Below are 22863 nucleotides of genomic sequence, written 5' to 3'. Positions count from 1 at the left end.
CTGCCGGTCAGGCCAGCCCCTGCAGCAAGGGGCTGGAACGTGGTGGCCAGCGCTTCGAGCCCCCTGCTGCTCCGGTTGGCCTGTCCTACTGTTACGCTAAATTGAGGTGGGACGCCTTTTCCCCGACCAGGGTTCAGAACCTCGCCACCAATCAGTCTTCAGCGCGTGCCATCGTTAACTCATTTCGAACCCGTACAAAAAAGACAACCCCGACTTTAACAAGTAGGTGGCTGCCCTTCTAACTGTGATGCCAGAAATCTATGATTTAGCTTGACCAAAGTGTTGGATCACCCGACTAGCAAGCAGAACAATGATGAACGTGAGAATCCCGCCCAACAAGTCGTTCAACTGGAGATGGAGTATCACCAAAACAGTGATTGCACTGATGATCCCTACGAGAATGGCCTGCATCGCTTTCGACATTGTTACCCTCCACATGATTGTGACGTCATTGAGCAATGGAACTCGAGGCTGGCTTCACCCCGAGGCATTTATTTCAAGCAAGAATAGTCCCAACTACCGGAGATTTTACACCTCAAATGCCAAATCGACAGCGTTTTCGATTTTCTGACCAGCAAAAGTAAATTTCTAACAATAAAGCTCTAACCGTAATTGTGAGGCATGAAAAAGACGATGCCGCAACGACATCGCCATAAGTATTACTTCGTTTGGTGTGCGATCACATAGCTGACGGCATCGCCAACAGTCGCAATTTTTTCTGCGTCTTCATCGGGAATTTCCGCCCCGAACGCATCCTCAAGCTCCAAGACGAATTCCACGGTGTCGATGGAGTCGGCATCCAGGTCTTCCTTAAAGTTCAAGTCATTCGTCACCTTGCTTGCTGGCACTTGGAAATGGTCCTCAATCAGCGCGGCGATTTTGTCAAATGCTTCTTGCTCTGTCATTAAAGCGCCTCCTTGGTCTATTACACGGCTTTTAGCATAACCGATTCAGATGCTAATGTCACGCCTGTTTCTTCGTGTCAAAATAAGCGACGACTTTTTGAACGGTTTGGGCGTCAAGCATTTTCTCCACTTGCCGCACGGTATAATAGACCGCTTTGGCGTCAGCGCCGCCGTGGGCTTTGACCACTGGGGCTTTTAGGCCGAGCAGCACAGCGCCGCCATAACTAGAAACATCAAAGGTAGTGGCAATTTCTTTAATGCCATTGCGGAGCAAGGCGCCGCCGAGCTTGGCTTTCAGCCCATTGTCCATAATGGCGTGCTTCAACAGGCCCAAAATGGTTTTAGCTGACCCTTCAATCGCCTTCAACGCCGCATTCCCAGTGAAGCCGTCGGTGACCACCACATCGGCAGCGTGCTTCAGTAGCGAATCAGACTCAACGTTGCCGATGAAATTGATACCTTCAAGTTCGCTGAGCAACTGGTAGGTTTCCTGATGCAGTGCGTCGCCTTTGTTGGCTTCGGTGCCGTTGTTTAACAGCCCTATCTTAGGCTTGCCCAGGCCGCGCAAGTCATGAGCGTAGAAGTTCCCCATGACGGCATACTGAACCAGCTGGGAGGCCCGGTTTTCGGCGTTGGCGCCCACGTCAAGCATCACAAAGCCGGCGCCATCGGTGGTTGGCAAAGTCGGCATCAACCCGGGGCGGTCGATCCCGCGGATCCGGCCCACGATGAACAGCCCAGCGGCTAGCAGTGCCCCGGTGGAGCCAAGCGAAATCATCGCCTCGGCTTCCCCGCTTTTCACCGCCTGGGCGGCTAGCACCATCGAAGCCTGTTTTTTGCTCCGAATGGCGCGGACCGGTTCGTCGTCGCTGTTGATTTTTTCTTTGGTATCAATGATCGTCATGCGGGTATCGTCGGCCAGCAGCGGGCGAATTTTCGTTTCGTCACCATACACCAAAAACTCCAGCTCTGGGCGTTCATCGCGTGCCTGCGCGATACCTTGAATCACAACTTCTGGGGCGTGGTCGCCGCCCATGGCATCAATGGCAATTTTCATCTTAATCACTCCAATTCGTTAATCTAAACTTCCGACTTTCTGCTGTTGGGCCGCTAGGTAGGCCCGTAGCGGGGCGAATTCCGCGGCAGACAAGCTAGGATCGGCCTTGAAGAGTTGTACCGCCGTCTGCTGCGCGGCATTCAATGTATTGTAGTCATTCACCGGATCGGCAATTTTGAATGATGGCAGGCCACTTTGCGCGGCGCCAAAAATATCCCCACTGCCGCGTAATTCCAAATCCTTTTCGGCAATAGTGAAGCCATTGGTCGTTTCCACCATCACCTGCATGCGTGCCACGCCGGTATCGTTCTTGGGATCCGCCACCAAAATGCAGTACGCAGCGGCGTGCCCTCGGCCGACCCGGCCGCGCAACTGGTGCAATTGGGCCAGGCCAAAGCGGTCAGCGTCAAAAATTAACATGACCGTGGCGTTGGGCACATCCACCCCGACTTCCACCACCGTGGTCGACACCAGCACTTGGACCTCATTTTGACTGAAAGCCCGCATAATGTCATCTTTTTCCTCCGCCTTCATTTGGCCGTGCAACAAAGCGACTTTCGCCACGCCGTCAAATTCACGGCTCAAATCTTCGTAGAGCTGCTCGGCGTTTTGTAAGTCGATTTTCTCTGACTCGGCAATCAGCGGCGTGATCGCAAACACCTGGTGGCCGGCTTGCAACTCTTGCCGCACCCGGTCAAAGGCGCCCCGCAGCTGATTTTTGCGCACCCATGTCGTCGTAATCGGTTGGCGGCCGGCTGGTAGTTCGTCAATCGTTGAAACATCCATTTCCCCATAAGCCGTGATGGCCAAAGTGCGGGGAATCGGCGTGGCGGTCATCGCGAGCAAATCCGGCTTCAGGCCTTTATCCCGCAAAATCTTGCGTTGATTGACCCCAAAGCGGTGCTGTTCATCAATGACGACCAAACCGAGGTTAGCGAAGTCAACGTTTTTTTGAATCAGCGCATGGGTCCCAATCACCAGATCAATCTCGCCGCTGCGCAAGCCCGCGGTGATGTCGCGGCGGGCAGCCGTCGTGGTGTTCCCTGTCAGCAGCGCCAGCTTCACCGGAAAATCGGCAAAGAGCTTGGTCAGCTTGGCATAATGCTGCTCCGCCAGCACTTCAGTTGGCACCATCAAAGCCGCCTGATAGCGGGCCGTAATCGCAGCGTACATCACAATCGCCGCCACAATCGTTTTCCCACTGCCGACATCTCCTTGGAGCAGCCGGTTCATGTGATGTGGCGACTTCATATCGAGGCAGATCTCGTTGACCACCCGCTTCTGCGCTGCAGTCAGTTCAAACGGTAAGGTCTGAATCAGCGCCTTGAGCGCGGCGTTGTCGTAAGGAATCGCCAAGCCATTGCTGACGGTTTGACTGTCTTCGCGTAGGGCTTGAATTTGACATTCAAACAGAAAGAACTCGCGAAAAATCGCACTACGCCGCGCAGCTTTGGCTTCCAACTGGGTATCGGGGAAATGCATGCCATGCACAATCTCCTGATCAGACATGAGCTTAAACCGCTCCCGCACCGCCGCTGGCACCACATCTTGAATCTCACTACCCGCGTCAACCCAGGCATCCTTTACCAGCTGAACGAGCGTGCTTTGCCGGATGTTTTTGTTGGTCGGATAGATGCCGGCTAATGAGGGCGTGTCCTCAGTTTGGGTCGCGAGCACCTTCATGCCCAAAAGCGTGTGGCGCTTCGCATCCCACTTACCGTAAATGGCGGCTTCGGTGCCTTGCTCAAACTTATCTTTGAGCCAAGGTTGGTTGAAAAACGTCACCAGTACAATGGCATGATCGACTTGGACCCTGACATTGACCCGGCTTTTCCGCGGTCCGAATCGCGTCACCACAGCTGGGGCCACCACGACGCCTTTCAGCGTGACCTTCTCTTGATCGGCAGCTTCTGCTAGGTCCTTGACCTGCAGATCATCATAGCGAAAAGGAAAATAGAACAGCACATCGCCCACTGTACGCAGGCCAAGTTCCGCCAGGGCTTGCTGGCGCTTCGGTCCCACCCCAGGCAGAACCGTCACTGAATCTTGTAGGGTCAAGCAAACCCCTCCTTTCCATGAAACAGAAAACGTGGCGGCAAAGCGACTCTGCCTCCACGTTTTGCAAAAAGCGCGGCGAACCGCGCGAATATCGTTATTCGACAGAAACCAAGTACGGGTAGACCGGCTGATCCCCATCGTGAATTTCAACTTCTAGATCTTCGTGCGCCTCGGTAATGGCCGTTTCAATGGCTTCTGCTTCATCGCGCTTGCCATCTTCGCCGACAATCACGGTCACGATTTCACTGTCTTCATCAACCATCGCTTCAATCATGTCGATGGTGGCTTGCAGCCGGTCAGGTTCGCTGACATTAATCTTGTTGTCGATAATCCCCATGTAATCATCTTTGTGGATGGTGAGGCCATCAATGACCGTGTCACGAATCGCTTGCGTGACACTGCCAGAAACCACATTGCCGAGCTCTTCGGTCATGGCTTCTTGGTTAGCCGTCAACGTTTGGTCAGGGTTGAAGCCCAACATCGCCGTTAAGCCTTGGTTAATCGTCTTGCTCCGCACCAGGGCCACATTGACCTCGGCCGCTTTGCCAGCTTCTTCCGCTGCCATGAAAATGTTGCTGTTGTTCGGCAGCACAATGACATTCTTCGCATGCGCTTGGTTGATGGCTTCAAGGATGTCGTTCGTGCTTGGGTTCATGGTTTGGCCACCATTAAGCACTGCAGTCACACCCAAACTCTTGAACAGGTCGCCTAAGCCGGCCCCAGCGGCAATCGCCACCACGCCAATTTCGGCTAACGGTTGCGGCGCTTTCGCCTGCTCATTTTCGCTTTCGCGTTCAATGATGCTTTCATGCTGCAAGCGCATGTTGTCGACTTTAATCTTCGCCAAGGCGCCAAACTGCTGACCATAGCGGAAAACCGTGCCGGGGTGCTCGGTGTGCACATGGACTTTAACCACTTCATCGTCGGCAATGACTAAGGTCGAATCGCCAAGGCTATTCAGGTAATTGCGGAATGCTTCATAGTCAAACGGCTTCGGCGCCTCGCCTTTGCCCAGTTCCACCATCATTTCCGTGCAGTACCCGTAGACAATATCGTCAGGATTGAGCTGGGTCTGGGCACCTTGGTGATGCTTGGCGTTGACCATCTCTTCCATCTCTTTATCGTCCGGGGTGTAAGCGGGGTCGCTGGCCTTGCCAGACAGCCCTTCTCCAAAGCCTTCATACAAAAAGACCAGTCCTTGGCCGCCAGAATCGACGACGCCGACTTCTTTAAGCACTGGCAAAAGATCCGGCGTCTTCGCCAAGGCGCGCTTGGCGGCTTTGGTGACAGCATCCATCACAACGATGGTGTCGTCAGACGCTGCGGCAGCCTTCAGCCCAGCCTTAGCGGCTTCCCGCGCGACGGTTAAAATCGTACCTTCAACCGGCTTCATCACCGCTTTGTAGGCTGTTTCCACCCCAGCGGCGAAAGCGTCGGCCAAATCCTGGGCCGACAAAGTCTTTTTGTTAATAACATTCTTCGCAAAGCCGCGGAACAACTGGGAAGAAATCACCCCAGAATTGCCCCGCGCCCCCATCAGGAGTCCTTTACCAAGATGCTGAGCCAGTTCCCCGACGGAATCACGATCACTTTCCAAAACGGCTTTGGCCCCGCTTTGAAAAGTCAGCGTCATATTGGTACCGGTATCGCCGTCTGGCACTGGAAAAACATTCAGTGAGTTCACGAACTCGGCATTTTGTTTAATGCGATGCGCAGCGACGCGGATCATATCCTGAAACTTCGCTGCTGTGATTTCTGTAACTTCCACTCGATAATCCTCCTTGACCTGCCGGCTTAGTCCGTGCCCAATACACGCACACCTTGGACGATGACGGTCACTTCTTGGGTGGTCACGCCAAGCATTGTTTCAAGGTTGTATTTGACTTTTTCCTGCACATTACGGCACACTTCGGAAATCTTCGTGCCATAGCCAACGATGATATTGACCTCGATGGTGACCCCGTTGTCCGCTTGGCGAACCACGACGCCCCGCGAATAGTTCTCGCGATTGAGGATATCGTTAAGATTATCGCGAATCTGGTTGCGACTGGCCATGCCGACGATACCGTAAATATCAGTCGCCGCCCCGCCAACCACTGTGGCGATAACATTATTCGAAATATCGATGGTACCGTACTTAGTCTTAATTTTCACCGCCATGCGATGACCCCCTATACTTAGGTATTTCCCAAATAGTTTAGCATAGCCTCCCGGGATTTGAAAGCAGGCTGCGGTTTCAGGCCGCCCTTAGCCTGATGAGTAGCCTAGCACCAAGCATTGCCATTGATTTTTGATGGCGAGGCTTGGTGCGTAGCTACTCACTCCGGCGTTGGCCTGAAGTAGCGCAACTACAGGCCGCGCAGAGCGGCAAGCGTAGTCTTCTCCCCGTTCAACGTTTGCTGCTCCTACGATCCCCAGCCACCACGGCGCATTCTCCGTTCATCCCCCTGTCAAGTAAAATTGCTTGAAATGCTTGCAATCAACCCGGCCGTATGATAAGTTAGTTGAGTGAAAAATTCGCAACCCGCGAATAAGCAAGGAGGTCCGAGAATTGGCAAAAGACGTCATTACCGGCCGCCACACGACTTTTGGGAACAAGCGCTCACACGCTTTGAACTCCAGCCGTCGTGCATGGAAGGCTAATCTCCAGAAGGTTCGTATCTTGGTCGATGGCAAGCCGAAACGCGTTTGGGTTTCTGCTCGCGCCCTTAAATCAGGTAAAGTGACCCGGGTCTAACCGGAGTTAATGAAAATGCGTCCCCTATTGGGCGCTTTTTTTGTGGGCTTGAACGAAACGGCTCAAGCAACGTCACCCAAAAAGCAGGCACCGCGTCAGCCCCTCGTCGAGGCTAGGCACGGTGCCTGCTTTGCGTTCTGAAGGCTCTTTGCCGTTATTTCACAACATCAAACATGCCACTGGGATAAACCCAATACACATGGGTCAGTTTGAGCTGATGGTGACCCACCGGCAGATAACCGCCAATTTCAGTGACCTTCACCCCTGCATTGCCGGTTTGCTCACTGCGATACCGATAGACGCGGTTAGGCTCTTTAGCATCCGGATTGGCCTGGTAATATTTCTCAACCACTTGCAGAGCTTGATCATGCGCGGTGCTCAAGGATTCGGATTCATCTGAGATGATCGTCGCATCGTTACTTTGACTGGAGGCAGCCCTGGACGAAACGCTGGTGGCCTCCGCTTTAGTTTTGGTCATAGTACGCTTGGCGCTACTAGTTGAAGCTGTCGCTTTCGAGTGCTGGCTTGTTTGCACCGCCGCCGGTTTCGTGGTCAACACACCGGTGCGGTCAACAATAATCAGTCCCACCAGTGCCAGCACCAAGGCAATCAGCAGCCAGCGCGTCCCTTTAATCAGACTATCCAAGCGTAAGCGAGCATGTCGGCTATCTGGCATTTTGGCAAAATGGACATAGCGTAAATAATAGATCACCAAAAAGAGGACGATTAAGGCCCCTAAGGTTAATTCTCGATATAATGGCACGGAAAAAAAGTGACTCAATAATTTCATGTTGTCCTCCACCCATCCCCAAACAGAATCATTATATGGGCAAAGCAGAATCGGCGCAAGCGCCCACAAGAAAACCGCCAGTTTCGGGATGAAAATGGCGGTTCCGTTTAATTATTTTGCTTTTGGCCCAGCCGATCGCGACTGTAAATAACGGCAACCATTCCCGATTGCCATTGGATAGTCACTGGCGTTGGGCCCACAAACTCATTGGACGCCCAGGAAAACGGCGTCTGGCTTGACCAATCCTGAAGGGGATACTTAGCGCCTTGGATAGTCAGCAAGCTAATCGCGGTCAGCGGCACAATGCCGAGATAAGGATAAGCTGACTGGGGCTGCAAGGTATGCCGACCAGGCCGAAAGAAGCGCATCTGGTTTTGCGCATCGACGAGTTCAATTTGTTCAGCAAAGGCCTGAAAGCGCGGCTGGGTCGGCAGGAACAGATTCGACAATAAGTGATCTAAGCGCCCGCCGGTGGCCCCGACTAGGCGAACCTGGTCAGCGCCTGCCGCAAAGGCAAAGCGCACCGCCATTTCCGTATCGGTTTCATCTTTTTCAGCTGGGGCCTGATGCAAGCTTTTCACTTGCGCTTTCACCTGGGCAAATTCTTCACGCGTCAGCGAATCAAAGTCTCCCACCGCAAAAACCGGCGCCATCGCTGCCGTGAGTAGCCGCAAAGTTCCGCGATCGACACCCACCCATTGGCCTGGCAGTGCTTGCCAGTTGGCCGGTAGCGCCGCCGCGGGCCCGCCAACCATGAGATTATAGGTGGTCATTTGGCCTGCCTCAGCTTGGTCATCTGCGCTTCTGGTTCGCCTTGGGTAAAGACAAAGGAGCCTGCCACAAAAATATCCGCCCCGGCGGCTTTGACGCTACTGATGGTCTGGTCGTTGATGCCGCCGTCGACCTCAATGGCAAAATGCCAGTCATGCGCATGCCGCATGGCAGCTAGCCGCGCGACTTTATCGGCCATCGCCGGCAGGAACGCCTGCCCACCAAAGCCAGGGTTAACGGTCATCACTAGGACCTGATCCACAATCGGTAGGACTTCTTCAATCACCGTCAAGCTGGTGCCAGGGTTGACCACAACGCCGGCTTGAACGCCGAGTTTTTGCGCGAGCTGCACGGCATGATACAAGTTCTGAGTCGCTTCGGCGTGAATCAAAAGCGTGTCAGCACCAGCCTTGGCAAAAGCCGGTAGCCATGCTTCAGGATCAGAGACCATCAAGTGCACATCCAGGGGCAGCGACGTCACTGGCCGAATCGCGGCGACCATGCTGGGGCCGAAGGTGAGATTCGGCACAAAATGGCCGTCCATCACGTCAACATGCAGCAAATCCGCACCGGCTGCCTGAACTGTTTCAATATCACGAGCGAGATGCGCAAAATCCGCGCTTAAAATCGAAGGTGCAATCTTCATCAACTTTTCCTCCTCGAAGCCTTACTTTTTGGTATAAACCGGCCGTTGCCCAGACAATTCCTCGCGAAATTGCAGGTAATTGTCATAGCGACTCGGCATAATCGTGCCGGCGGCTACCGCAGCTTTAACCGCGCATCCCGGTTCTTTCACATGCTGACAAGAGCGAAACTTGCACTGATCCGCCACGGCATTGAACTCCGGAAACCGCTCGCGCAAGTCGTCCAGCGTCACATCCAGCAGACCCAATGAAGAAAAGCCCGGGGTGTCGGCGACCAGGCCGCCATCCGCCATAAATAACTCGGTGGTCCGCGTCGTATGCTTCCCCCGATTCAAGGCTTTGCTAATTTCGCCGGTGGCTAGTTCCAGACCTGGCACCAGATGATTAATCAAGGTTGATTTGCCGGCGCCAGTTTGGCCGGTAAATATCGTCAGCTGGTCTTTGAACGAGGCGCGCACTGCGTCTAGGGTCGTCGCTGCAAACGGCGGTTGGCTCAAAAAAGTACGATAGCCAATCGCCTCATAGCCGCGCAACGCGGTTTGAATGGCAGCCAGCTGCGATGCCGTGACCAAATCGGTTTTAGTCACATAGATTTCGGCATGGATTTGTTTGCCTTCCAGATAAATCAAAAAACGATCCAGCAAATTCAACGAAAAATCAGGTTGCGCCGCCGCCACCACCAAAATGGCCTGGTCGATGTTGGCGACTGGTGGGCGCACCAAGGCATTTTTCCGCGGCGCCAGCGCCAGCAAATAACCTTCGTCATCAGGACCCGCTCCAGGCGTGAAGGTGGCAAAATCACCCACTAACGGGGTGATTTTCTCCTTACGTAAGTTGCCGCGGCCACGGGTACGATAAATGGTGCCAGCGACATCAAGATCATAAAAGCCGCTTAACTGCCGAATAATTCGGCCTTTCAATTGCTCAGAATCAGCCACCAATATTATCCTCCGATTGCACCACTTGACCATTGTTCATCACGCGGTAGGCCCCGGTATCGCCATTGTTGAGCTGGAACTGCAATTGAACGGTGGTGTCGCTGCTGATGGTCATGGTTTTGAACACGGTATTTAACGAGTGCTTGCTGTCCTGCAGGTAAATCGTAATCTCGTTCGAGGCACTGCTACCAGAGCCGCTAGCTTCGCCACTTGGTGCTTGATAGCTAATCGTCAGATTGCGGGTCACCGTTTGGGTCTGAGCTTCAGAACTGGAACTACTTGCACTGCTCTTGGCCGGATCAACACCCTTAGAAATCACAACGCTAACGGTATCACCTTTCGACATGGCGGTGCCCTGGTCAGGGTTTTGACTGATGATATTGCCATTGGCCACCGTGTCGCTATATTCTTGAGAGACTTGCGGGGTCAGGCCATGGGCGGTCATCCAAGTATTGAAATAATTTTCGCTTTGCCCAAGGAAGCTTGGGAGCTTAACTGTTTTGGGCCCGCTGGAAACCGTGAACGTGAGCTCGGTGCCCTTAGCCACTAGGCGTTTGCCTTCAGGTTCCGACTGATCCATGATTTCACCGGCCGGCACGGTATCGCTGCTCTTGCGGTCGGCCTTGACGTCAAAGCCCACTTTTTCAAGCTTCTTTTTGACCGTTGAATACTTCTCGCCAGTGTAGTCCTTCACGGTATACCGCTTCTTACCTGTACTCAGGACAATCGCCACTTTGCGGCCAGCTTTCAAGTTGGCCCCAGAAGCGGGGTTGGAGCGAATGACCTTGTTCTTCGCCACAGTATTCGAGCTGGCTTTGGTGACGTCACCTAATTCGAGATTAGCCGCTTCCAGCGCGGATTCGGCTTGGGTTTGCGACATGCCAGTCAGATCAGGCACCGTCGCATCACCTTTGCCGCCGCTGAAGGCCAAAATCAGCATGGTGATCAGCCCCACCAGCAGCACGCCAAGGACAATCGCCGGCCACCATTTCTTCCAGCCGCCTTTACGCTTTTGTTTAGCCTTGGTGGCCTTCGGGTCGGTTTGCGGCGCTTGGGCTTCGGACCGGGAGGCAGCCGGCGTGGTTGTCTGCGAGGTCACCACTGGGACAACTTTGGTTTCATCCAAATCGTTGCTGTCAGGCACAAACTTGGCTTCATGCGCCCGCGCCGAAGACAAGGACGTCTTCAAATCTGCCGCCATGGCCGAGGCGCTGGTGTAGCGATTGGCTGGGTCCTTGGTGGTGGCTTTCAACACCACGTTTTCCAAGGCTTGGGGAATGCGCGGATCAAAGTCGCGCACCGAAGGCATTTCTTCTTGGAAGTGCTTGAGCGCAATCGACACCGCCGAATCGCCTTCAAATGGCACCGTCCCCGTCAACATTTCAAATAAAATGATACCCAAGGCGTAAATATCGCTTTGCTTGGTCGGCATACTGCCGCGGGCTTGCTCTGGTGACAAATAGTGCACCGACCCCAGCAGGGAGTTGGTTTGGGTCATGGAATTATCCGACAGCGCCACAGCAATCCCAAAGTCAGTGATTTTGGCGTTGCCATTTTCATCAATCATGATATTTTGCGGCTTCAAATCGCGGTGAATGATGTTGTGGTCATGCGCCACCTGAATCCCCGCTAAAATCTGCTCCATGATGTCAACCACGCGCTGATACGGAATCGGAAAATGCTCGACGATGTACTTCTTCAAATCCGATCCACGCACATATTCCATGACTAAGTATTGCTGGTCGTTGCTTTCCCCAACATCGTAAATCGACACGATATTCGGGTGCACCAGCTCTGTGGTCGCCATCGCCTCGCGCTGAAACCGGCGCTTGGTGTCGGGATCATTTTGTAAGTCCAGCCGCAGCACTTTGACGGCCACGTCGCGGTCCAAAATCAGGTCATGGGCCAGATAAACATTGGCCATGCCGCCTTCACCCAAGGTTTTGAGCAGCTTGTAGCGCTCACTAAGAATGTATCCTGGTTCGATCATGGCTGCTCCCTCCAATCTTGGTGAATGATTAAGGCCGAAATATTATCAGGACCACCAGCGGCATTGGCCATGGTGATCAATTGCTCCGCTTTTTCGCCGATTGGCGTGGGACTGGCAATCACTTTGGCGATTTCTTCATCGCTGACTTGGTTGGTCAAGCCATCCGAGCAGAGCAATAAGTAATCATCGTATTCCATATCGTAAATCGTCACATCGGCATCAACGTCTTCCGAGACGCCCAGGCTGCGCGTGATGACATTGCGCTGCGGGAAGCGTTGTGCTTCTTCCGGCGTAAGCTCCCCGGTTTTCACCAGCTCGTTCACCAGACTATGATCCTCAGTGATTTGAAGCAAATGGCCGCCGCGGTACAGATAAGCCCGCGAGTCGCCAATGTTTGCCACCACAAAACGGCTACCGGAGATGATGACGGCAACCAAGGTGGTGCCCATCCCCATCAGATCCGCATAGCGTTTAGCTTTTTCCAAAATCACATCGTTTTCTTGCTGCAACTCAAAAATCAGCCACCGCACGATGGTTTCCACATCGGTGGTGCTGGTACTTTCGAAGGCATAACCCAGGTGCGATACCGCCATTTCACTGGCCACATCGCCGCCTTGATGGCCGCCCATGCCGTCTGCCACGATGGCTAAAGTCGAGCCGGCTAAGTTGGCAAACAGTCCCACGTAATCTTGATTGTTCGGCCGTTTGCGACCGATATCGGTTCGGTAGGTGTATTCCATGCATTACTCCTAATTCCGCACAAGGCTAGCAATAAAGAACCCGTCCGTGCCATAGTCATCGGGAAACAGTTGCAAGGCCGGTGCGCCATGCGCCTTCACTGGCGTTAGCGTCGGCACCGCCACTGCTGAAAATTCGGGGTGCGCACTTAAGAACCGCGCGACCACCGCCTGATTTTCCTCTTCCACCATGGTACACGTACTATAGGTCAAGCGTCCATTAGGTTTTACTAAAGATGCCACGGCGTCAAGGATTTCGAACTGAATTTCAGGCAATTTAGCGATAGATGCAGGGTCCTTGTCATAACGAATTTCGGGCTTACGGCGAATCAGCCCCAGCCCCGAGCAAGGGGCGTCGACCAGCACCTTGTCAAAACTGCCAGGCGCAAAGGTATCGGCGGCTTCGCGGGCATCCATCGCCATCGCGGTCACCCGCTCCGCCAGACCCAGTCGTTTGGCATTGGCCGTGATCAGCTGCACCTTATGCGGATGCAAATCCAGCGCCGTCACCTGACCACCTTGGGCCGCATCCAGATATTGCGCGATGTGGGTGGTTTTCCCGCCGGGCGCGGCACACGCATCGAGCACCTGGTCGCCAGGTTGAACGTCGAGGCTTGGCGCCACCAGCATCGAACTTTCATCCTGAATGGTGAACTCACCAGCGGCAAATTCCGAAAGCCCAGCCAGGTGGCCACCTGGCGCCACTAACCCGACTGGCGTCAGCGCACTCACTGCCACGTCAGGCAAAGTCTGTTGCAACTCGGCAAGCAATTGGTCAGGCGTAATTTTGGTGGTGTTGACGCGCAGCGAGGCTGCAGCCGGCCGGTCAACAGTGGCAAAAATGGCTTCCGCCTTCTCCGCTCCGACCTGATCCATCATCTTCGCCACTAACCATTCGGGAATGCTGTACATGATGGACATCCGGTACGCAGCCGGCTGCAGCTTGGTTAAATCTGGACGCTGGCTGCGCTGCAAATTGCGCAACACCGCCGTCACAAACTTGCCAATGCCAACATTACCCATGCGTTTAGCAATCGCGGTGGATTCATAGAAAATCGCGTGCAGCGGAATTTTATCCAAGTACACCATCTGGTAGACCGCGGTTTGCAGCAGCGCATGCACCCAGGGATCTAACTTGCGCGCTTTGACGAAGGGCTTAAGGTAATAATCCAGGGTCAAAGCGTGCTGGATCACGCCGTACACCAGATTAGTCACTAACGCGGTATCGCGCGGGCTAAGGTCGTGCTGCCGCAGCGTGGCATCTAAGGTCAAGTTGGCATAGCTGCCTTGCGCCGCCACTTTCGCCAAAATGGTGACCGCTAAGGTTCTCGGATCAGTCGGTTTCGCCAATGATCAAGTCTCCTTCTTTAATGGTGCGCCCCGCCCCGTTCAAAAACGCAGCGATCGGCTGCTGGGCCTTACCAGCAGGTTGAATGGTTTGGATGCTAAACATCGTGCCCTGACCAGCAGCGACCACCAGTTGTTTTTTCGTGCGTTGAACGACCGTGCCTGGCGCAAGTGTAGTGGCCTCAGTCAGCGGCGTCACGGCCCATAATTTGACCCGTTCCCCGTTCAAAACGACATAACCGCCCACCTCTGGCCGCAGGGCCCGCACCCAGTTGTCAAGCTGCTCAGCAGTGAGGTTGGTATCAAGGTGTTCTTCTTCTTTTTTGATGGTGGGTGAAAAGGTCACTTGGCTTTCATCTTGCGGCGTTGGCTGGGCGCCGGCGATAATTGCCGGCAAGGTCTTCATCAAGAGATCGCGACCCATCAGGCTAAGCTTTTCAAAAACCGTCCCACTATCATCTTGGCGCGTCAGCGGCAGCTTAGCTTGTGCCCACATACCGCCTGCATCCATCTTTTTGACCATCTGAATCAAGGTGACGCCTGTTTCGGCATCACCATTGATTAAGCTGTACTGAATCGGGGCGCCGCCGCGATACTTCGGTAGCAAGGAACCATGCACGTTGACTGCGGTAATTTTCGCCGCGTTCAAGAATTTCGTGGGCAAAAATTGACCGTATGCTGCCGTGATAATCAAATCCGGCGCCAGCGCAATGGCTTGGTCTAATTCAGGACTGCCACTGAGCTTCTCGGGTTGCAGCACCGGCAAATGCAACGCCAACGCCGCCTGCTTCACTGGTGATTGGGCGACTTGCTGCTTGCGGCCGACTTTGCGGTCGGGTTGAGTGATGACCGCCAAGACATCATAACTGCCAGCGACGGCTTGCAAAATTGGTACTGCGAATTGGGGGGTGCCCATAAAAATCACACTGGTCAAACTACCACTCCTTCTGGTTGTTAGATAAACGTTAATGGTTCGCGGTCGATGCCCACAAAGTAACCTTTGCGGGTGCCGGTTTGGGTTTCGGTCAAAATGCGGTCTAATTCTGGGCCTAGCTTGGGCTCGTGTTTATATTTGATGACGAGTTGATAAATATAGCGATTTTTCAACCGCGCAATGGCGCCTGGCGTTGGCCCTAGGACGATTGCTTGCGGGCTGAGCGCGCCGGCCAGCTGCCTGGCGAGTTGATAGATCAACTTGGCTGCCGCCTCCTCATTCTGGTGGCTGACCGTGAGCTTAGTGGTGAAGTAATATGGCGGGTAATCACCGCGATGACGCGTGGCCATCTCCTGGCGGAAAAAGCCTTCATAATCATGATGCTGCGCGTACTGAATCGCATAGTGTTCCGGATTGAAGGTCTGAATGAAGACCTCGCCGGACTTTTCAGCGCGGCCAGCGCGGCCGGCCACTTGCGTCAGCAAATCAAAGGTGCGCTCACTGGCGCGAAAATCAGGCATCCCCAGTCCGGTATCGGCGTTGATTACGCCGACCAAAGTGACATCAGGGAAATCCAGGCCTTTCGCAATCATCTGGGTGCCCAGCAGGATATCGGCTTCATGCGCCCCAAAGGCGGCTAAAATCTTCTCATGGCCGCCTTTGCGCCGAGTGGTATCGACATCCATCCGCAGCACCCGCGCCGCTGGCAACAGCTGATGCAGACTGGCTTCGACTTTTTGCGTGCCAGTGCCATAGTAGCGGATTTTGCGCGAACCACACTTAGGGCACACCGTGGGAATGGGTTCTTCATGGCCGCAGTAATGGCATTTCAAAGTATGGGTATCCATGTGCAAGGTCAAGCTGATATCACAGTTGGGACATTGCACCCGGTAGCCGCATTCCCGGCACATCACAAAGGAAGAAAAACCCCGCCGGTTCAGCAGCAACACACTTTGTTCGCTGCGGGCCAAACGCGTTTGCAAGGCCTGCAGGAGCGGCTGGGAAAAGTCGTCCTTCCCGCCTTGTTTATACGCATCCCGCATATCGATGATGTGCACCGCAGGGAGCGGCTGATCATTAATGCGCTCAGGCAGGCGGAGCAAGGTATAAACCCCTTTTTCGGCGCGCGCCCGCGACTCCAAGCTTGGCGTCGCCGAACCCAGCAGCACCGGCGCGCCAAAGGTTTGAGCCCGATGCATCACCACATCTCGAGCGTGATAGCGCGGCGCGTCGTCCTGCTTATAGGAGGTTTCGTGCTCTTCATCAATGATGAATACACCGATATTGGTCATCGGGGCAAACGCCGCCGAACGCGCGCCAACCACTACGCGGGCTTCCCCGCGTTCAAGCCGCCGCCACTCGTCGAACTTTTCCCCTTCTGACAACCCGCTGTGGAGCACAGCGACGGCATCGCCAAACCGGCCTTTAACCCGGTGGACCATTTGCGGCGTCAAAGCAATTTCTGGCACCAGCATCATAGCATTACGGCCGGCAGCTAGCGCGGCCGCGATGACTTGCAAATAGACTTCGGTTTTCCCCGAGCCAGTTACCCCTTCCAGCAAAAATGGCTGAGCGGTGTGGCTTTCGACGGCGGCGACAACCGGCTTCACCACTGCGGCTTGGTCCGGGGTTAAGGGGAGCGGCTGGGTTAACGGCTGCTGATCCAGCTGAGCATAAGGGGCGCGGTAAATTTCGCGGGCGGCCAAAGTGAGCCAGCCCTTCTGGACCCCGGCGTTGACTGTGGCGCGCGAAAGTGCAGAATCTTTGAGCACCGTGGAGAGGGCCGGCTCTGCACCGGTTTGGACCCAATGCGTCAGTGCCTCCAGCAAGGCCCGCTGCTGCTTGGCATTCGCCCGCAGTTCAGCGGCAGAAGCCTGGTAGGCAGCCGGCGTGAGGCTAGGTACAATATAGTTTTGCGTTTTGACCTTGGCGCGGTCGCGGCTTTGATACTGAATGGTTAAAGCCTGTTTGGCCACCAGCTGCAGTACCCGCGCCGACAGTTCCGAGTCAAGGTGCTGGTCCAGCACCAGCCCAGGATGCGCCGCTAAGAGGCTGTCGGCCTCGGCGCTGGGCTTTGACCCAAGCGCCACGGTTTTCACCGTATCGACTTTCAGCATGGCAGGCAACATGGTTTGAATACAGGTAATCCAAAAAGCATAAGTCGTTTGCGCCAGCCAGTGCGACAGCTTGAGCAACTCGCTGTTCATCACGGGGGCGTAATCCAGTACCGCCAGCAGTGGCTTGAGAGTGCCCGCAAAGTCTGCCTGCGCTTCAGTCGCCACTACCATCCCACTGACCTCGCGTTTGCCTTGGCCAAACTGCACCCACACGCGCATCCCCGGCACGACTTGGCCGGTCAAAGCAGCCGGTATGGCATAGTCATAGGGCTGGTCCGTTTGCATCGTCGGCACATCGACAATCACCTTTGCCACAGTGGTCATGCGCGCACCTGAGCAATTTTTTGCCAAATGGTTTGCGCCAAGGCGGTTTTGCTGGCAGTTGGCAGTGGTTCTGGTGCCGCATTTGGCCACAACAGCGTCACGGTATTGTTGTCGGTGTTAAATCCAAGACCGCTGCCAACTGAATTAGCAATCAACAAATCAGCATGCTTCTTCGTTAATTTGGTTTGGGCATTGGCCAGCAAATCATTGGTTTCCGCCGCAAAACCCACCACGAACTGATGCGTCTTCGTGGCGCCAAGCTGCGCTAAAATATCTGGGTTTTGCACCAAATCAATGGTCAAACCTGCCGCCCCTTGCTTCTTCAATTTATGATCCGCTGGGGCGGCCGGTCGATAATCCGCCACTGCCGCCGCCATCAGCACAATATCAGCGGCCTCAAAGCGGCTTTGCACCGCGGTTGCCATCTCCTGGGCCGTTTTAACCTGGGTCACCTTGACCTGCGGTAGCGTCAACTGCTCTGCAGTGGTGATCAGCTCAACCTGTGCGCCAGCTGCCGCGGCGGCATTGGCCAGTGCGGTGCCCATTTTGCCAGACGAATCATTGGTCAAGTAACGAACGGGATCGATGCGTTCACGAGTCCCGCCAGCAGTAATGACAATTTTTTTGCCGGCCAAATAAGCCTGCTGCGGCGCTAGCGCTGAGAACAAGGCAATCGCGTCCGGTTCTGGCATGCGGCCAACGCCGGCATAGCCTTCCGCTAAAAAGCCAGTGGCTGGCGGCAACACTTGCCACCCCGCCGCCTGCAGATGGCTAATATTCGCCTGAGTTTGCGCATTTTGCCACATCTGGTCGTTCATTGCCGGCACCAGCAGCTTCTGCCCAGCAAACGCCAACAGCGTGGTGGTCACCACATTATCGGCCAATCCAAAAGCCAGTTTGGCAATGGTATTAGCGGTGGCCGGGACCACAATGGCCTGATCCATCCAGTGCGCCAGCGCGACATGCGCCACATGCTCCGGCGCGTCGAACTCGGCGGCATCTGTCAACACCGGCGCCTTGCTGACAGTCGCGAGGGTTTGCGGCGTCACAAAATTGGCCGCAGCTGGCGTCATCGCCACGCGCACCTCGTCGCCTTGTTTGATCAGCGCCCGCACCAACAGCGGAACTTTATAAGCCGCAATCCCGCCAGTCACAAAAACTCCGATGTGTTTCGCCATGCAATCCCCTCCATTTTTTAGTCTATTATACCAAAGAATATCACGCTGCGAAGGCTGGCGATTTTTGCCGACAAACTAGCCTAGCGCTGGAATTGACCGCTGGTTTTTGCGGTCGGTTTCAGCGCGTAGCTAGTTTCGTCGGCTTTGCCAGGCGGAGCGCACCTATACGCTGCGAAGACCAGCGGTTTTAGCGGGACGAGTAGCCTAGCTTAAGCCATTGCCGGCCGGTCGTGCCGGCGAGGGCTTAAGCGTAGCTAGTCGCTCACGCGTTGCTGGTCTGAGCGCACCTATCACGCTGCGAAGACCAGCGGTTTTAGCACGACGAGTAGCCTAACTATTCGCAATGCAATCATTCTGCCCAAAGAAAAAGCCCGCACCGCGGGCATTCAGTTTAGTCTTTGTGATCCAGCTTTTCCGCGTCACGTTCAAGCAACTTGGAGTCAGGGTCGATGATGACATCACCAGCCGCAACTTCTTCAAGCGCCTGGCCGACTTTTTTCAGCGAGCGGTATTCAGGCAACATTTTGATGCTGCCACTTTCCAGCTCATGCGCCCGCTTCGCAGCTAAGACTGCCAGTGAATAGCGGGAAGGAATCTTCGCCAGTAACTTATCGATGGATGGGTAAATAATCATGATGTTTGCTCCTTTTTTCCGTTAACCGTCAGTCTAGTTTACCATATTTCGGTATTTATCGATCACACGCGGCACCCGCAAGTGCTCACTTTCGATGATGCGTTCAATGCGCTTCACTGCCAGCGGCACTTCGTCGTTGACGACGGCATAGTCATAATTTTCCATCATCTTGATTTCTTGCGCGGCTTGCTGGATGCGCTTGTTGATCGTGGCAATGTCATCGGTGCCGCGGCCGACCAGGCGGTGCTTCAAAGCGACCAGGTCTGGCGGCGTCAAAAAGATGAAGACCCCATCTGGACATTTAGCCCGCACTTGCATGGCGCCTTTGACTTCGATTTCTAGCAGGACATCGCGGCCGGCATCGAGGGTTTGGTTCACATACTTAAGCGGAGTGCCATAATAGTTGTCGACGTATTTGGCATATTCGAGCATCTGCCCATCCGCAATTTCTTGCTCAAACTGCTCCTTGGTGCGGAAGTAGTAGTCGATACCGTCTTTTTCCCCAGGCCGGGGCTTGCGCGTGGTCATCGAAACTGAGTATTGAAAATCGCGAAAATCGTCTTGGAGCATGGCTTGCCGAACCGTACCCTTACCGACACCACTAGGACCCGATAAGACGATCAGCATTCCCCGTTCATGCATGCTTTAACCTCTTTCATTTTTGTGTTACCTCACATTATGCCGTTTAGGCCGGTGAATTTCAAGCTTGTTCGGCACGCCAAGCTTGAAATTCAGGGCTTTTCAGTAGTTTTTGCCCGGCTTGCCAGCCACGAGTCAACATCAAAGCCCGGCCTTGACGGCGAAAATCCAAAATGCCGGGCATTTGCGGCGGTATTTTAATGGTGAAATCGGCGGTCCGCGTTGACCGGGCGCCAACCCCACCGGCTTCGATTGCAATCACCGTGGTTGCCCCGAGATCATACGCCAAATCCACGGGTAATTCATCACACACTGCCCCGTCGACATACCGCTTGCCGGCAATGGTGACTGGCGGATAGACCCCAGGAATGGCAGCCGTCGCCAAGAGCCACTGCAACTGCTCTGCAGGTGGTTGGTTGAGCGTCACCACATGAGGCCGCCGGGTGCGCTTAGTGGCGGTTACTGCCAGCACTGGCCAGGCCTGTTGCCGCGGCAAACTGATCAGCTCCTGCAGGACTGGCACAAACGGCAGCTCGCCACCCAAGGCAAACATGCGGGTAGGTAATTTGGTCAGCCACCATTGTCCCAACTGCGCGCCAGCCAGTTTCGTGGCCGCCAGCGCATTAATCGCCCCAATCGAAGTGCCCAGCATAAACCGCGGCGTCAACCCGGTCTGGGCCAAGGCCGCATAGGCACCAGCCTGAAACGCGCCGCGCGCGCCACCACCACCAAACACCATGGCTAAAGGCATGGACTCACCTCCTCAAAATAAATTGCAAAACCGCTTGACTTCTCGAACGTTTGTTTGCATAATGAAGTCACAAACAAATGTTCGGGGGCAAATCAAAATGGAAAATCGCGCTAATGCATTACAAACCGTCACGCATTCACTGATTGAATCAACCAAGCAGTTCTTTGCGTTAGAAGAACCTGCTCAGACGATGCCGGCTAATCAACTCCGCGCGTTCACGGCCCAAGCGTTCGACCGTCACTATCGAGTGGCTTTATTCTTTGAAGGGGAAGCCACCCCGCTGGCTGGTCACCTCACCCGCCAACTGGGCGAGAACCGGTTCTTGTTCCAAGCATATCGCAGTAACTTATATCGTGTCGTCTCATTTGACCAACTGCGCTACATTCAACGGGTCTAAGTACCTATCCGGGGCTGTGACAAAAGGCGGTTTTGGAGCCGACAGGTAGCCTAGCTATCCACCAAGTCCGAACTTTGGACTCGGTGGATAGCGTAGCTAGCTACTCGGCTCCGGCCTTTTGGCACGTAACTCTGCTGAAACATTCGGAGTGAATCTAGGGGCTGTGACATTGGTTACAGCCCTTTTTTGATGCGAAAAAAGACTGCCACAGACAGTCTTCATCCTCACTTTTTGGCTGCGGCGGCCAGCCGCAACATTTCTTCCGCGTGTTCAACCGCGAGTTTCGTGACTTCCTCACCCGCCAGCATCCGCGCTATTTCTTGCACCCGGCCGGCGTTGTCGAGCTTTTGCACCTTGGTTTGGGTCCGGCCCGCGGCGACCTGCTTTTGGATCAAGAACTCATGATCGCTCATCGCCGCAACTTGCGGCAGATGGCTGATGCACAGCACCTGCGAGCGCTGCGCAATTTGGGAGATCTTCGAGGCGATGGCTTGAGCGACCCGGCCGGAAACCCCGGTATCGACTTCATCGAATATAATACTGGTAACGCCGTCGCTTTCAGCAAAAATCGTCTTTAGGGCCAGCATGATGCGGGAAAGTTCCCCGCCACTGGCAATTTTGGCTAATGGTTTTGCCGCCTCGCCAGGGTTGGTTTGAATGTAAAATTCCACGTTGTCAATGCCGTCAGGCCGCAGCGTGCCATCTGCCACTGGGGTAAAGCGCACGGAAAAGACGGTTTTGGCCATGTAAAGCGCAGCGAGCTGCGCATGAATGGCTTTGGTCAGCGCCTTCGCTGCATGCTGGCGTGCAGCCCGGAGCTTGGCCCCAAGCTTGAGCAAAGCCTCGTGCTCGGTCTGGACCCGCTGATCGAGGCCTTCCTCGTTCTCATCGGTGGCTGTCATTTGCGCCAGCTCTTTGGCCGCTTTTTCGCCGTAAGCAATCACCGCGGGGAGATCCGCACCATATTTGCGTTCCAATTGGTTGATCAACTCCAGGCGCTTTTCGACTTCATCGAGGCGGTTGGCATCGAATTCCTGCCCGTCCAGTTCCCGGGATAAGTCGCTTTGCACATCCTGCAAGCCGTAGTAAACCGACTGCACACTGTTGGCCAGCGCCTCGTAGTCCTTGCCATAGGTGGCAATGCCTTGCAGCGCATGCATGATTTCACCGATTTGATCCAGCGGGTTGGCGTCTTCATTGCCAAGCAGTTCATAACTTTCGGTCAAGGCGTCGGAGATCCGCTGATAATTGGCCAAGCGATCACGCTCAGTGCTAAGTTCGTCTTCTTCATTGGGCTTGAGCTGCGCCCCTTGAATTTCTCCCACCTGAAACTGCAACATATCCAGGCGCTGAGCCCACTCTTGCTCGTTGGCGCGTTTCTTCGCTAAGGCCGCTTGATCTTTTTGATACGCGGTGTACTGCGCCCGAAAATCGCTCAGCAAATCACCGACGGCAGCGCCTGCATATTGATCCAGCAACGTGATATGGGTCTCCGGGTGAATCAGCTGCTGATGCTCATTTTGGCCGTGAATATCGACCAGCGTTTCACCCACTGCGCGGAGGGTCGCTGTGTTCACCAACTCGCCGTTGATCCGGCACAAGTTGCGGCCACTGGCAAATAACTCGCGCTGGAGCAGCACGGTGCCATCATCTGGCGCCAAGCCATACGTCGCCATCACAGTAGCGGTCCGGGAATTACGGCTCGCGTCAAACAAGCCTTGCAACACCGCTTTGGGCGCGCCAGTGCGGATGAAATCAGTGGAGCCGCGCCCGCCTGCCAGCAGACCCACCGCGTCGATGATGATCGACTTGCCGGCGCCGGTTTCGCCGGTCAAGGTGGTCATGCCTTTTTCAAAGCTCAATTCCAGGGATTCAATGATTGCAAAATCATGAATGACTAATTCTTGCAGCATGG

22 protein-coding genes are annotated in these 22863 nt (G+C 54.6%); 2 read left to right on the top strand and 20 right to left on the bottom strand.

From position 1 onward, the window contains the following. Positions 1 to 258 precede the first annotated feature (258 nt). The 6 genes from EKM90_RS13295 to EKM90_RS03095 all read right to left on the bottom strand — a co-directional run bounded on the left by EKM90_RS13295 (position 259) and on the right by EKM90_RS03095 (position 6180). Positions 259 to 423: a hypothetical protein gene (locus tag EKM90_RS13295; RefSeq protein ID WP_164507830.1), complete on the bottom strand. Its 165-nt coding sequence runs from the start codon at positions 421 to 423 to the stop codon at positions 259 to 261. A 236-nt stretch (positions 424 to 659) separates the two neighbouring features. After that, positions 660 to 905: an acyl carrier protein gene (gene acpP / locus EKM90_RS03115; RefSeq protein ID WP_125579601.1), complete on the bottom strand. Its 246-nt coding sequence runs from the start codon at positions 903 to 905 to the stop codon at positions 660 to 662. 58 nt (positions 906 to 963) lie between these two features. Next, positions 964 to 1962: a phosphate acyltransferase PlsX gene (plsX, locus tag EKM90_RS03110; protein WP_125579600.1), complete on the bottom strand. Its 999-nt coding sequence runs from the start codon at positions 1960 to 1962 to the stop codon at positions 964 to 966. 18 nt (positions 1963 to 1980) lie between these two features. Beyond that, on the bottom strand, positions 1981 to 4020 hold the full coding sequence (gene recG, locus EKM90_RS03105) for an ATP-dependent DNA helicase RecG (RefSeq protein WP_164507829.1): 2040 nt from the start codon (positions 4018 to 4020) through the stop codon (positions 1981 to 1983). A 94-nt stretch (positions 4021 to 4114) separates the two neighbouring features. After that, positions 4115 to 5788 (bottom strand): DAK2 domain-containing protein, encoded by a 1674-nt coding sequence (locus tag EKM90_RS03100; protein ID WP_125579599.1) that lies wholly within the window; start codon positions 5786 to 5788, stop codon positions 4115 to 4117. 26 nt (positions 5789 to 5814) lie between these two features. Then, positions 5815 to 6180: an Asp23/Gls24 family envelope stress response protein gene (locus tag EKM90_RS03095; protein WP_125579598.1), complete on the bottom strand. Its 366-nt coding sequence runs from the start codon at positions 6178 to 6180 to the stop codon at positions 5815 to 5817. Positions 6181 to 6571: 391 nt separating this feature from the next. Here EKM90_RS03095 and rpmB point away from each other — a divergent pair, with 391 nt between their 5' ends. Then, positions 6572 to 6757: a 50S ribosomal protein L28 gene (gene rpmB, locus EKM90_RS03090; RefSeq protein ID WP_082603255.1), complete on the top strand. Its 186-nt coding sequence runs from the start codon at positions 6572 to 6574 to the stop codon at positions 6755 to 6757. 154 nt (positions 6758 to 6911) lie between these two features. Here rpmB and EKM90_RS03085 read toward each other — a convergent pair whose 3' ends face one another. The 13 genes from EKM90_RS03085 to EKM90_RS03025 all read right to left on the bottom strand — a co-directional run bounded on the left by EKM90_RS03085 (position 6912) and on the right by EKM90_RS03025 (position 20551). Further along, positions 6912 to 7547: a hypothetical protein gene (locus EKM90_RS03085; protein WP_125579597.1), complete on the bottom strand. Its 636-nt coding sequence runs from the start codon at positions 7545 to 7547 to the stop codon at positions 6912 to 6914. A gap of 107 nt (positions 7548 to 7654) precedes the next feature. Further along, a complete protein-coding gene (locus EKM90_RS03080) occupies positions 7655 to 8320 on the bottom strand; it encodes a thiamine diphosphokinase (RefSeq protein ID WP_125579596.1) in 666 nt (221 codons plus the stop codon). Further along, on the bottom strand, positions 8317 to 8964 hold the full coding sequence (gene rpe, locus EKM90_RS03075; protein WP_164507828.1) for a ribulose-phosphate 3-epimerase: 648 nt from the start codon (positions 8962 to 8964) through the stop codon (positions 8317 to 8319). The genes EKM90_RS03080 and rpe overlap by 4 nt, the downstream gene beginning before the upstream one ends. Before the next feature lie 21 nt (positions 8965 to 8985). After that, positions 8986 to 9900, bottom strand: coding sequence for a ribosome small subunit-dependent GTPase A (rsgA, locus tag EKM90_RS03070; protein WP_225422697.1), 915 nt, complete (start codon positions 9898 to 9900; stop codon positions 8986 to 8988). Then, the gene (gene pknB, locus EKM90_RS03065) at positions 9893 to 11890 is read right to left on the bottom strand and encodes a Stk1 family PASTA domain-containing Ser/Thr kinase (RefSeq protein WP_125579593.1); all 1998 of its coding nucleotides are present in this window, start codon (positions 11888 to 11890) and stop codon (positions 9893 to 9895) included. Before pknB ends, rsgA begins: the two co-directional genes overlap by 8 nt. Then, on the bottom strand, positions 11887 to 12630 hold the full coding sequence (locus tag EKM90_RS03060; protein ID WP_125579592.1) for a Stp1/IreP family PP2C-type Ser/Thr phosphatase: 744 nt from the start codon (positions 12628 to 12630) through the stop codon (positions 11887 to 11889). The genes pknB and EKM90_RS03060 overlap by 4 nt, the downstream gene beginning before the upstream one ends. 9 nt (positions 12631 to 12639) lie before the next feature. Further along, a complete protein-coding gene (gene rsmB / locus EKM90_RS03055) occupies positions 12640 to 13977 on the bottom strand; it encodes a 16S rRNA (cytosine(967)-C(5))-methyltransferase RsmB (RefSeq protein WP_125579591.1) in 1338 nt (445 codons plus the stop codon). Continuing rightward, a complete protein-coding gene (gene fmt / locus EKM90_RS03050) occupies positions 13961 to 14908 on the bottom strand; it encodes a methionyl-tRNA formyltransferase (protein WP_125579590.1) in 948 nt (315 codons plus the stop codon). Before fmt ends, rsmB begins: the two co-directional genes overlap by 17 nt. A 20-nt stretch (positions 14909 to 14928) precedes the next feature. Next, positions 14929 to 17349 carry a primosomal protein N' gene (gene priA / locus EKM90_RS03045; protein WP_125579589.1) on the bottom strand — a complete coding sequence of 807 codons (2421 nt, stop codon included), beginning with the start codon at positions 17347 to 17349 and terminating at the stop codon, positions 14929 to 14931. Beyond that, positions 17346 to 18527, bottom strand: coding sequence for a bifunctional phosphopantothenoylcysteine decarboxylase/phosphopantothenate--cysteine ligase CoaBC (gene coaBC, locus EKM90_RS03040; RefSeq protein WP_125579588.1), 1182 nt, complete (start codon positions 18525 to 18527; stop codon positions 17346 to 17348). Before coaBC ends, priA begins: the two co-directional genes overlap by 4 nt. Positions 18528 to 18918: 391 nt before the next feature. After that, positions 18919 to 19161 carry a DNA-directed RNA polymerase subunit omega gene (gene rpoZ / locus EKM90_RS03035; RefSeq protein WP_125579587.1) on the bottom strand — a complete coding sequence of 81 codons (243 nt, stop codon included), beginning with the start codon at positions 19159 to 19161 and terminating at the stop codon, positions 18919 to 18921. Between the two features lie 33 nt (positions 19162 to 19194). Further along, positions 19195 to 19803 carry a guanylate kinase gene (gene gmk / locus EKM90_RS03030; protein WP_125579586.1) on the bottom strand — a complete coding sequence of 203 codons (609 nt, stop codon included), beginning with the start codon at positions 19801 to 19803 and terminating at the stop codon, positions 19195 to 19197. A gap of 58 nt (positions 19804 to 19861) precedes the next feature. Further along, positions 19862 to 20551 (bottom strand): patatin-like phospholipase family protein, encoded by a 690-nt coding sequence (locus EKM90_RS03025; protein WP_125579585.1) that lies wholly within the window; start codon positions 20549 to 20551, stop codon positions 19862 to 19864. Between the two features lie 61 nt (positions 20552 to 20612). Here EKM90_RS03025 and EKM90_RS03020 point away from each other — a divergent pair, with 61 nt between their 5' ends. Further along, on the top strand, positions 20613 to 20948 hold the full coding sequence (locus EKM90_RS03020) for a hypothetical protein (RefSeq protein ID WP_225422696.1): 336 nt from the start codon (positions 20613 to 20615) through the stop codon (positions 20946 to 20948). 224 nt (positions 20949 to 21172) lie between these two features. On the opposite strand, the gene recN is transcribed toward EKM90_RS03020, so the two are convergent. Next, positions 21173 to 22861 (bottom strand): DNA repair protein RecN, encoded by a 1689-nt coding sequence (gene recN, locus EKM90_RS03015; RefSeq protein WP_125579583.1) that lies wholly within the window; start codon positions 22859 to 22861, stop codon positions 21173 to 21175. Positions 22862 to 22863: the final 2 nt, after the last annotated feature.

This window comes from Lacticaseibacillus suibinensis (assembly GCF_003946175.1).
GTDB classification, from domain to species: domain Bacteria; phylum Bacillota; class Bacilli; order Lactobacillales; family Lactobacillaceae; genus Lacticaseibacillus; species Lacticaseibacillus suibinensis.
The sequence above is the reverse complement of the archived record's forward strand: the minus strand, read 5'-3'. Positions and strand labels throughout refer to the sequence as shown.

Excerpts from the sequence above, each read along its gene's own strand:
- EKM90_RS03080 (WP_125579596.1), bottom strand. The coding sequence starts at position 8,320 with ATGACCACCTATAATCTCATGGTTGGCGGGCCCGCGGCGGCGCTACCG.
- coaBC (WP_125579588.1), bottom strand. The coding sequence starts at position 18,527 with ATGGCGAAACACATCGGAGTTTTTGTGACTGGCGGGATTGCGGCTTAT.
- EKM90_RS03085 (WP_125579597.1), bottom strand. The coding sequence starts at position 7,547 with ATGAAATTATTGAGTCACTTTTTTTCCGTGCCATTATATCGAGAATTA.
- EKM90_RS03025 (WP_125579585.1), bottom strand. The coding sequence starts at position 20,551 with ATGCCTTTAGCCATGGTGTTTGGTGGTGGTGGCGCGCGCGGCGCGTTT.
- plsX (WP_125579600.1), bottom strand. The coding sequence starts at position 1,962 with ATGAAAATTGCCATTGATGCCATGGGCGGCGACCACGCCCCAGAAGTT.
- EKM90_RS03020 (WP_225422696.1), top strand. The coding sequence starts at position 20,613 with ATGAAGTCACAAACAAATGTTCGGGGGCAAATCAAAATGGAAAATCGC.
- pknB (WP_125579593.1), bottom strand. The coding sequence starts at position 11,890 with ATGATCGAACCAGGATACATTCTTAGTGAGCGCTACAAGCTGCTCAAA.
- gmk (WP_125579586.1), bottom strand. The coding sequence starts at position 19,803 with ATGCATGAACGGGGAATGCTGATCGTCTTATCGGGTCCTAGTGGTGTC.
- EKM90_RS03095 (WP_125579598.1), bottom strand. The coding sequence starts at position 6,180 with ATGGCGGTGAAAATTAAGACTAAGTACGGTACCATCGATATTTCGAAT.
- priA (WP_125579589.1), bottom strand. The coding sequence starts at position 17,349 with ATGACCACTGTGGCAAAGGTGATTGTCGATGTGCCGACGATGCAAACG.
- acpP (WP_125579601.1), bottom strand. The coding sequence starts at position 905 with ATGACAGAGCAAGAAGCATTTGACAAAATCGCCGCGCTGATTGAGGAC.
- recN (WP_125579583.1), bottom strand. The coding sequence starts at position 22,861 with ATGCTGCAAGAATTAGTCATTCATGATTTTGCAATCATTGAATCCCTG.
- rpoZ (WP_125579587.1), bottom strand. The coding sequence starts at position 19,161 with ATGATTATTTACCCATCCATCGATAAGTTACTGGCGAAGATTCCTTCC.
- rpe (WP_164507828.1), bottom strand. The coding sequence starts at position 8,964 with ATGAAGATTGCACCTTCGATTTTAAGCGCGGATTTTGCGCATCTCGCT.
- EKM90_RS13295 (WP_164507830.1), bottom strand. The coding sequence starts at position 423 with ATGTCGAAAGCGATGCAGGCCATTCTCGTAGGGATCATCAGTGCAATC.
- EKM90_RS03060 (WP_125579592.1), bottom strand. The coding sequence starts at position 12,630 with ATGGAATACACCTACCGAACCGATATCGGTCGCAAACGGCCGAACAAT.